This is a genomic window from Streptomyces niphimycinicus (genome assembly GCF_018883605.1).
Taxonomy (GTDB): Bacteria; Actinomycetota; Actinomycetes; order Streptomycetales; family Streptomycetaceae; genus Streptomyces; species Streptomyces niphimycinicus.
The window spans coordinates 1-7850 of record NZ_JAHLEM010000766.1 but is presented as its reverse complement, the minus strand read 5'-3'; the positions used below and the strand labels follow the sequence as shown (position 1 = coordinate 7850).

Genomic DNA, 7850 nt, shown 5'->3' with positions numbered 1-7850 from the left:
CTCCGGCGGCGCCTGGGCGGCGGCCTCCGTACGCTCCTCGGCGCCCTCCGCCGCGTCGCTCGGCCGGTCGCCGGGTCGTGCGGCGCCCGGGCGGCTCCACCACTTCGGCTTGGGAGCCTTCGGCTCGTCCATGATCTCCCCTTTTTTGAGGGCTCGGTTCGCCTCCGGGGCGCATAAGTCTCCCCCAGCTACCGCTGGGAGATACCCCCTGTCGACGCGCCCCTTCGGATCGCCCCAGCTAACGCCGGGACGCCGGGAGGTGCCCCCGGCCGGTAAGCCCAAACACCCGGACACACTACGGCGCCCTTCGGCTTACCCCAGCCGCCGCTGGGAATGCCCCCCGGCCGGTAAGGCCAAGCATCCGGGACCAAGGCACCGCCCCTCGGCCCATCCGCCCAAGCCGCGCCGCCCGGAGCCGATTCAATCAGGTCCGCCATCGCTCGCGCACGGCGGACGAAAAGACCTTGTCATGATCGGCAAAGAGACGGGCGGCCGGCGACATCGCGCCGTCACCGCCGTCGTACTAGTTCGGGGGCTCGACCGTCGTACTACTTCGGGGGCGCGGCCGTCGTACTACTTCGGGGGCGCACTGAACCCGAGATACGGCGAGCCGCCCGACGTGGGCCGGGACGGGACCTCCAACTGGGTCGGCGCGGGGGCCGGGGGCGTGGAGTTCGCCGTCCGCAGCAGCTCGGTGACCGAGAGAATCGGCTGTATCAGCGGATTCAGGGCCGCCCCGACGGGCTGGCGCAGGGCCGGTGGATGCGGGGTGGCCGTCGGGGACGGGGTGCCCGTCCGGGTGTCCGTGGTGGCCATCAGCCCCACCTCCTGGCGGGCCCGCTCCCGGACGCCCATGCTCACGGCGGCGTCGGCGTCGACCGGGGCGACCGCGGTGTCGGCGCCGTCGGCCGAACTTCCCGGGGGGTCGACCGCCGCGTCCAGCGGAAGGGCCGCGCCGAGCGCGAAGGCCGCCAGCGAGACCGCTCCGGCCGCCGCGAAGGCGAACCTGCGGCGCGGGGCGGGGCGCTCGACCTCATGGATCCTGAAGCCGCGCTGACGTGAGGCACGGGCCGATGCCGCCGGTGCGATCGCGGTGCCCGGGGGCATCGCGGGCACGAAGGCGAACGCCCGCTCCCGTCTCTCCTCCGGCTCCCGGACGTCGCGCACCTCACGGATGTCCCGTGGGGCGCCGCGCATCTCGCGCGGGCCGAAGACGCTCGGGCCCCCGAAGGGGGAGCCGCCCATACCGTCGTCGCCGCCCGCGGCCGGAAGGGCCTGGAGACGCGCCAGAAAGCCCTCGGACGGTGCCGGAGGCGCCGTCTGGGCGAACACGTTTTTCAGCCGACGCTGAGCATCGGCTTCCGCCTTGCACTTGCAGCAGGTGGCGAGATGGGCGAGGACGCGCTCACGCGCGTCATGCCCCAGCTCACCGTCGACCAGAGCCGCAAGGCGGTCGCCGAGATGCTGCTCGGCGGGGGACGGACCGCCTGATCGGGTCACGCGATTCCGACCTCCCCGCTCAGCCGGGGGGCCGTGACACGCGGCGCCACCGAGGCGACCTCATGCTGCTGACCGGTCCGCGCCGCGGGGGCACGGTGCTGGAGCGCCTTGCGCAGATGCGAGCGGCCGCGGTGGATGCGGCTGCGCACGGTGCCCAGCTTGACGCCCAGGGTGGCCGCGATCTCCTCGTACGACAGCCCCTCGATGTCACAGAGCACCACGGCGGCGCGGAACTCCGGGGCCAGGGTGTCCAGCGCCTGCTGCACATCGGCGTCGAAGTGGGTGTCGTTGAAGTGCTGCTGGGGAGAGGGCTCGCGGCTGGGGAGCCGCTCCGCCGCGTCCTCGCCGAGGGCGTCGAAGCGGATGCGCTGCCGACGGCGGACCATGTCGAGGAAGAGATTGGTGGTGATGCGGTGCAGCCAGCCCTCGAAGGTGCCCGGGGTGTACGTCGACAGCGAGCGGAAGACGCGGACGAACACCTCCTGGGTGAGATCCTCGGCGTCGTGCTGGTTACCGGTGAGCCGGTAGGCAAGGCGGTAGACCCGTGCGCTGTGCGTGCTGACGATCTCCTCCCAGGTAGGAGGCGTCCACGCCGGGGCGTCCGCGTCCGTGGCGAAGGTCGCGGTGGTGGCGGGCTCGGCGAGCGGCGCACCTCCCGTGCCCTTTGGGCTACGGGGGCGAGAACGGTCAGCAGTGTTGGTCACGGATTTCGGCTCGCCCGCTGACCTGCGAAAGCGCTTCAGCACTCGCCGGTCACCGGCCGCAGCCGCACCTCCCCTGTCGGCTCTGGTGGTCTCCAGTAGAGCCCCTACCATATCCACCTCGCCCGTTAGCTCCGGATAAGCATTTTTGACCTGCATTTGGTCGTGATCCATACGGTCCCCCCGGCTTCTACAACGCCTGGTCCCATCTGCGGGTTCCCGTGCGCAGCGGATACAGTCACCGTTGCGCCAACTACGGGGACAGGAGAGGGTCATTACCGGCAACCGGCAGACGAGCTGGGCGTTCGCCGACGCGTTCGTCGCCGAGGACGAAGCCCTTCACTGGGCCCGTGACCGGGCCCGGGAGGCAGGGCTGCGCTCGGTGTCGGCGGGCACCGGCGCCGCGCTGCGGCTGCTCGCTGCCGCCGCCGACGCCAAGGTCGTCGCCGAGATCGGCACCGGGACGGGCGTCTCCGGGATCCATCTGCTGCGCGGAATGCGCCCGGACGGCGTGCTGACCACCGTGGACACCGAACCGGAGATGCAGCAGTTCGCCCGGCAGGCGTTCCGCGCCGCCGGGTTCACCGGGAACCGGGCGCGCTTCATCCCCGGCCGCGCCCTGGATGTGCTGCCCCGGCTGGCCGACGGCGGATACGACCTGGTCTTCTGCGACGGCGACCGGCAGGAGTGCCTGGACTACCTCGACGAATCGTTGCGTCTGCTGCGGCCCGGCGGGCTGGTCTGCTTCGAGGGGGTCTTCACCAACGGGCGGACCGTGGACTCCGCCGCCCAGCCCACGGAGGTGCTGCGGGTGCGCGAGCTGCTGCGGACCGTACGGGAGTCCACCGTGCTCCAGTCGTCCCTGCTGCCGGTCGGCGACGGCCTGCTCTGCGCGGTCAAGCGGGGCTGACGCGACCTGCCCGGCCGGTCCCCCGGCTCGCCTGCTCTGCCCGGCCGGTCCCCCGCCTCGTACCGCGACCCCTTACATGCGCTGCCCCGGCGGTCGGTACCTGACGTACCGGCCGCCGGGGCAGCGCGCGGGTGATGGTGGGCCGCAATCCGTCAGCCGACGACCTTCTTCAGGGCGTCGCCGAGGGCGTCGGCCTCGTCCGGTGTCAGCTCGACGACGAGCCGACCGCCGCCTTCGAGCGGAACGCGCATGACGATGCCCCGCCCCTCCTTGGTCACCTCGAGCGGGCCGTCGCCCGTCCGCGGCTTCATGGCCGCCATGCTCGTTCCCCTTCCTGAAACCAGCTCATCGCAGCCGACAACCCAGGTGTCACCGGCATCGAACACGTTGCTTCACACTCATTATCCCGCATGGCATGACCCGATGACCAACATCGGTCGGCAACGCCTGTACGAGGCGCTCCCCCAAAACCACTCAATTCGGGGAGGGGGCCGCGATAGCGTACGCCCGCCGTCACCGAACGAAGGGTCGGTTCTTTGACGCAGGTCACATGTCGGTCGGTCATGATCTCCGGCATGCTGTGCGCTGACCGCCGCCGTAGGTCCCCTCGCGGGCCCACCGGTACGGCCGCCGCCCGAGCCACCCGCCAACCCGCCCCGCCCCACCGCCGGAGGACCGCCATGGCCGACACCGTGCTCTACGACCTCGCCGAGGGTCTCGCCACGATCACGCTCAATCGTCCCGACGCGATGAACGCCCTGAACATCGACACCAAGGTGGCGCTGCGCGACGCACTGCTCCAGGCCGCGGAGGACCCGGCGGTGCGGGCGGTGCTGCTCACCGGCTCCGGGCGGCGGGCGTTCTGCGTCGGCCAGGACCTCAAGGAGCACATCGGTCTGCTGGCCGCCGACCGTGACGGCAGCGGCGAGGGCTCGACCATGAGCACGGTGGCGCTGCACTACAACCCGATCGTCACCGCCATCGCCGGGATGCCGAAGCCGGTGGTCGCCGCCGTCAACGGTGTCGCGGCGGGCGCCGGGGCGGGCTTCGCGTTCGCCGCCGACTACCGGATCGTCGCCGACACCGCCTCCTTCAACACCTCCTTCGCCGGGGTCGCGCTGACCGCCGACTCGGGGGTCTCCTGGACCCTTCAGCGGCTGATCGGATACGGCCGCGCGGCGGAGCTGCTGCTCTTCCCGCGCGGTATCGACGCCCAGGAGGCGCTCGACCTGGGCATCGCCCACCGGGTGGTCCCGGCCGACGAGTTGGCCGACCAGGCGGCGGCGGTCGCCCGGCGGCTGGCCGAGGGCCCCACCGCCGCCTATGCGGCGCTCAAGGAGTCCCTGGCCTTCGCCGCGGGCCACACCCTCACCGAGTCGCTGGCCATGGAGGACGAACTCCAGCGCCGGGCGGGGGCCTCGGAGGACCACGTGATCGCGGTGAACGCGTTCGTGAACAAGGAGAAGCCGAGGTTCACCGGCCGCTGACCGGCTCGCCCCGGCCGCCGGCGGCCGGGGCTCGAAGCGCCTCGCGGCCGTGACGATCAGACCGCCTCACGGCCGTGGCGATCAGACCGCGTCGCCGCCGTGCCGATCAGACCGCCTCACGGCCGTGGCGATCAGACCGTGTCGTGGCTGTGGCAGTCGGCCAGATGGTCGTTGACCAGGCCGCATGCCTGCATCAGGGCGTAGGCCGTGGTGGGGCCGACGAAGCGGAAGCCGCGCTTCTTGAGGTCGCGGCTGAGGGCCGTGGACTCCGGGGTGATCGCGGCGACATCGGCGAAGGTCCGCGGGATGGGGCGGCCGTCGGGGGCCGGGGCATGGGACCAGATCAGCTCGTCCAGCTCACCGGGGGCCAGGGCCGCCGCGGCGCGGGCGTTGGAGATCGTGGCGGCGATCTTGGCCCGGTTGCGGATGATCCCGGGGTCGGCGATCAGCCGCTGCTCATCGGCCTCGGTGAACTCCGCGACCTTCGCGATCGAGAAGTCGGCGAAGGCGGCCCGGAACCCCTCCCGGCGGCGCAGGATCGTCAGCCAGGACAGCCCGGACTGGAACGCCTCCAGACTGATCCGCTCATAGAGCGCGTCATCGCCGTGGACCGGGCGGCCCCACTCGGTGTCGTGATAGACGCGGTAGTCGGCCATGGTCTCGGCCTCCAGCCCCCAGGGACAGCGCAGCAGACCGTCCGGCCCCGGAACCACACCTTGCCCGCTCATGCGCCCTGCCCTCCGTAGCCGTGTCCCTCATTGCCGCGCCCGTCGTAGCCGCGCCCCTCGAAGAGGTTTCCCTCGAAGCCGTCCTCGTCGAAGCCGGGCCACTCGGGGCCGGGGCCCTCGCGGCCGCCCCGCCCGAAGCCGTGGTCGCTCTCCGGGGCCGACAGCGGATCGGGGCCGGGCCCGGCGGGCGACGACGGCTTCGGCTGCGGGCCCGCGAGCGCCGCCTCCAGCTCGGCGATCCGGGCGTCGCGCTCGGCGAGCTCGGCACCGAGGCGGCCCAGCACATCGTCGACGTCCGCCATCCGGTAGCCCCGCAGCGTCATGGGGAGGCGCAGCGCCTCCACATCGGCGCGCGCCAGCGGCCGGCCGGCGGGCAGCGGCTCGTCCAGCCGGTCCGGGGGCGCCTCGGCGAGCGGGCCGTCACCGCCGCCGACGACGGCGAGCGTGACCCCGCCGACCACCACGACCAGCGCGATCAGCAAGAACAAGAACACGGTGATCGTCTCCCCGTCAGATGCATGGTTGAGTCTGTGTCCGTCGGCCTCGATAACTGTCTGCACCGATCGTGCCATGCCCCTCCGACAGTTATCGTCGCTGCCCGCAACCTGGAAGAAGACATGAAGGAAGTTCGGATGCTGCGGCTGGGACGACGTGAGTTCGGCGAGAACGAGCGAGTGATCATGGCGATCGTGAACCGGACACCGGATTCCTTCTACGACCAGGGTGCGACCTTCGGCGACGAGCCCGCCCTGGCCCGCGTGGAGCAGGCGATCGCGGACGGCGCCGCGATCATCGACGTCGGCGGCGTCAAGGCCGGACCGGGGGACGAGGTGAGCGCCGAGGAGGAGGCGCGCCGCACGGTGGGCTTCGTGGCCGAGGTGCGCAGGCGCCATCCGGACGTGGTGATCAGCGTGGACACCTGGCGCCATGAGGTCGGCGAGGCGGTCTGCGCGGCGGGCGCGGATGTGCTCAACGACGCCTGGGGCGGGGTCGACCCCAAACTGGCCGAGGTCGCCGCCCGCCATGGCGCCGGGCTGGTGTGCACCCACGCGGGCGGGGCCCGGCCGCGCACCCGCCCGCACCGGATCGGCTACGACGATGTGGTGGAGGACATCCTGCGGGTCACTCTGGATCTCGCGGAGCGCGCCCTCGAACTGGGGGTGCGGCGCGACGGGATCATGATCGACCCGGGCCATGACTTCGGTAAGAACACCCGCCACTCACTGGAGGCCACGCGCCGGCTGGGCGAGCTGACGGAGACCGGCTGGCCCGTCCTGGTCTCGCTGTCCAACAAGGACTTCGTCGGCGAGAGCCTGGACCGGCCGGTCAAGGAGCGGCTGATCGGCACGCTCGCGACGACCGCCGTATCGGCCTGGCTGGGGGCCCAGGTCTACCGGGTGCACGAGGTGGCCGAGACCCGTCAGGTGCTGGACATGGTGTCGTCCATCGCGGGCCACCGGCCCCCGGCGGTCGCCCGCCGGGGACTGGCCTGAGGGAAGCCCGCCGGGGGGCCGGCCGGGCGGGGTGCCAGGAGCGCGCGCCGTCAGACGCCGGACTCCTTGGTCACCAGGTCGATCACCTCGTCGATGTCGTCGGTGAGGTGGAACAGGTCCAGATCGTGCGGGGACGCCTTGCCCTCCGCGATCAGGGTGTTCGTGAGCCAGTCGACCAGGCCCTTCCAGTAGGCGCTGCCGAAGAGGACGATCGGGAAGCGGGTGACCTTCTTGGTCTGGACGAGGGTGAGCGCCTCGAAGCACTCGTCGAGCGTGCCGAGCCCGCCGGGAAGCACCACGAACCCCTGGGCATACTTCACAAACATCGTTTTTCGCACGAAGAAGTAGCGAAAGTTGACCCCGATGTCGACGTACGGGTTCAGACCCTGCTCGAACGGCAGCTCGATGCCCAGGCCGACCGAGACGCCGCCCGCCTCGGTCGCGCCGCGGTTGGCGGCCTCCATCGCGCCCGGGCCGCCGCCGGTGATCACCCCGAAGCCCGCCTCGACGAGGGCCCGGCCGATCCGCACCCCCGCCTCGTACTCCGGGGACCCCTCGGGCGTACGGGCGGAGCCGAACACGCTGATCGCCGGGCCCAGCTCCGCCAGGGTGCCGAAGCCCTCGACGAACTCCGACTGGATGCGCAGCACCCGGAACGGGTCCTCGTGCACCCAGTGCGTGGCCCCCTGGGTGTCCAGGAGCCGCTGATCGGTCGTCTCCGGTCGCATCTGGTGGCGGCGGCGCACGACCGGGCCCAGACGCTGCTCGTGCAGCGCTCGCTCTTCTTCGGCGTTGCCCACTGTGTGCTCCCTTCGCCAAGACCAAGATCTGGTCAAAGATCTGTGGTTCAGAGTAGGCCCCTCGGACGGCTTGGAGCCGAAATCCCGGCCACGCTCACCCACCGAACCGCTGATCACACAGGGGCGACGGCCCGCCGGCGCCGCTCGGGGGTGTCCGACGGATCTTGCCGCCCGCGGCGGGCTGCTCCCCTCCCCTTCTCACAACTGGGGCTCCGCTCCTGGTGACGCAAT

Annotated in this window: 9 protein-coding genes; 3 read left to right on the top strand and 6 right to left on the bottom strand. The window is 71.8% G+C overall.

Features of this window, described 5'->3' with window-relative positions; genetic code table 11:
- Positions 1 to 573: 573 nt before the first annotated feature.
- Both KN815_RS42275 and sigE read right to left on the bottom strand, forming a co-directional pair.
- Positions 574 to 1500 carry an anti-sigma factor family protein gene (locus KN815_RS42275; protein WP_216347079.1) on the bottom strand — a complete coding sequence of 309 codons (927 nt, stop codon included), beginning with the start codon at positions 1498 to 1500 and terminating at the stop codon, positions 574 to 576.
- Positions 1497 to 2315, bottom strand: a complete 819-nt coding sequence (gene sigE / locus KN815_RS42270) for an RNA polymerase sigma factor SigE (RefSeq protein ID WP_216347078.1) — start codon at positions 2313 to 2315, stop codon at positions 1497 to 1499. Before sigE ends, KN815_RS42275 begins: the two co-directional genes overlap by 4 nt.
- Before the next feature lie 130 nt (positions 2316 to 2445).
- Here sigE and KN815_RS42265 point away from each other — a divergent pair, with 130 nt between their 5' ends.
- Positions 2446 to 3111: an O-methyltransferase gene (locus KN815_RS42265; RefSeq protein WP_216347077.1), complete on the top strand. Its 666-nt coding sequence runs from the start codon at positions 2446 to 2448 to the stop codon at positions 3109 to 3111.
- A gap of 152 nt (positions 3112 to 3263) precedes the next feature.
- On the opposite strand, the gene KN815_RS42260 is transcribed toward KN815_RS42265, so the two are convergent.
- The gene (locus KN815_RS42260) at positions 3264 to 3431 is read right to left on the bottom strand and encodes a DUF3117 domain-containing protein (RefSeq protein ID WP_003966491.1); all 168 of its coding nucleotides are present in this window, start codon (positions 3429 to 3431) and stop codon (positions 3264 to 3266) included.
- Positions 3432 to 3791: 360 nt separating this feature from the next.
- Between KN815_RS42260 and chcB the strand changes: the two genes are divergently transcribed.
- Positions 3792 to 4598, top strand: coding sequence for a 2-cyclohexenylcarbonyl CoA isomerase (gene chcB, locus KN815_RS42255; protein ID WP_216347076.1), 807 nt, complete (start codon positions 3792 to 3794; stop codon positions 4596 to 4598).
- Between the two features lie 131 nt (positions 4599 to 4729).
- Here chcB and KN815_RS42250 read toward each other — a convergent pair whose 3' ends face one another.
- Together KN815_RS42250 and KN815_RS42245 are read right to left on the bottom strand one after the other, a co-directional pair.
- Positions 4730 to 5326 (bottom strand): DNA-3-methyladenine glycosylase I, encoded by a 597-nt coding sequence (locus KN815_RS42250; protein ID WP_216347075.1) that lies wholly within the window; start codon positions 5324 to 5326, stop codon positions 4730 to 4732.
- A complete protein-coding gene (locus KN815_RS42245; RefSeq protein WP_216347074.1) occupies positions 5323 to 5820 on the bottom strand; it encodes a DivIVA domain-containing protein in 498 nt (165 codons plus the stop codon). Before KN815_RS42245 ends, KN815_RS42250 begins: the two co-directional genes overlap by 4 nt.
- Before the next feature lie 138 nt (positions 5821 to 5958).
- Between KN815_RS42245 and folP the strand changes: the two genes are divergently transcribed.
- A complete protein-coding gene (folP, locus tag KN815_RS42240; RefSeq protein ID WP_216347080.1) occupies positions 5959 to 6819 on the top strand; it encodes a dihydropteroate synthase in 861 nt (286 codons plus the stop codon).
- A 50-nt stretch (positions 6820 to 6869) separates the two neighbouring features.
- On the opposite strand, the gene KN815_RS42235 is transcribed toward folP, so the two are convergent.
- Positions 6870 to 7619 (bottom strand): LOG family protein, encoded by a 750-nt coding sequence (locus KN815_RS42235; protein ID WP_216347073.1) that lies wholly within the window; start codon positions 7617 to 7619, stop codon positions 6870 to 6872.
- Between the last annotated feature and the right edge of the window lie 231 nt (positions 7620 to 7850).

What these genes read in the sequence shown, in the direction of transcription:
- sigE (WP_216347078.1), bottom strand. Translation starts at nt 2,315, where the DNA reads ATGGTAGGGGCTCTACTGGAGACCACCAGAGCCGACAGGGGAGGTGCG.
- KN815_RS42260 (WP_003966491.1), bottom strand. Translation starts at nt 3,431, where the DNA reads ATGGCGGCCATGAAGCCGCGGACGGGCGACGGCCCGCTCGAGGTGACC.
- chcB (WP_216347076.1), top strand. Translation starts at nt 3,792, where the DNA reads ATGGCCGACACCGTGCTCTACGACCTCGCCGAGGGTCTCGCCACGATC.
- KN815_RS42250 (WP_216347075.1), bottom strand. Translation starts at nt 5,326, where the DNA reads ATGAGCGGGCAAGGTGTGGTTCCGGGGCCGGACGGTCTGCTGCGCTGT.
- folP (WP_216347080.1), top strand. Translation starts at nt 5,959, where the DNA reads ATGCTGCGGCTGGGACGACGTGAGTTCGGCGAGAACGAGCGAGTGATC.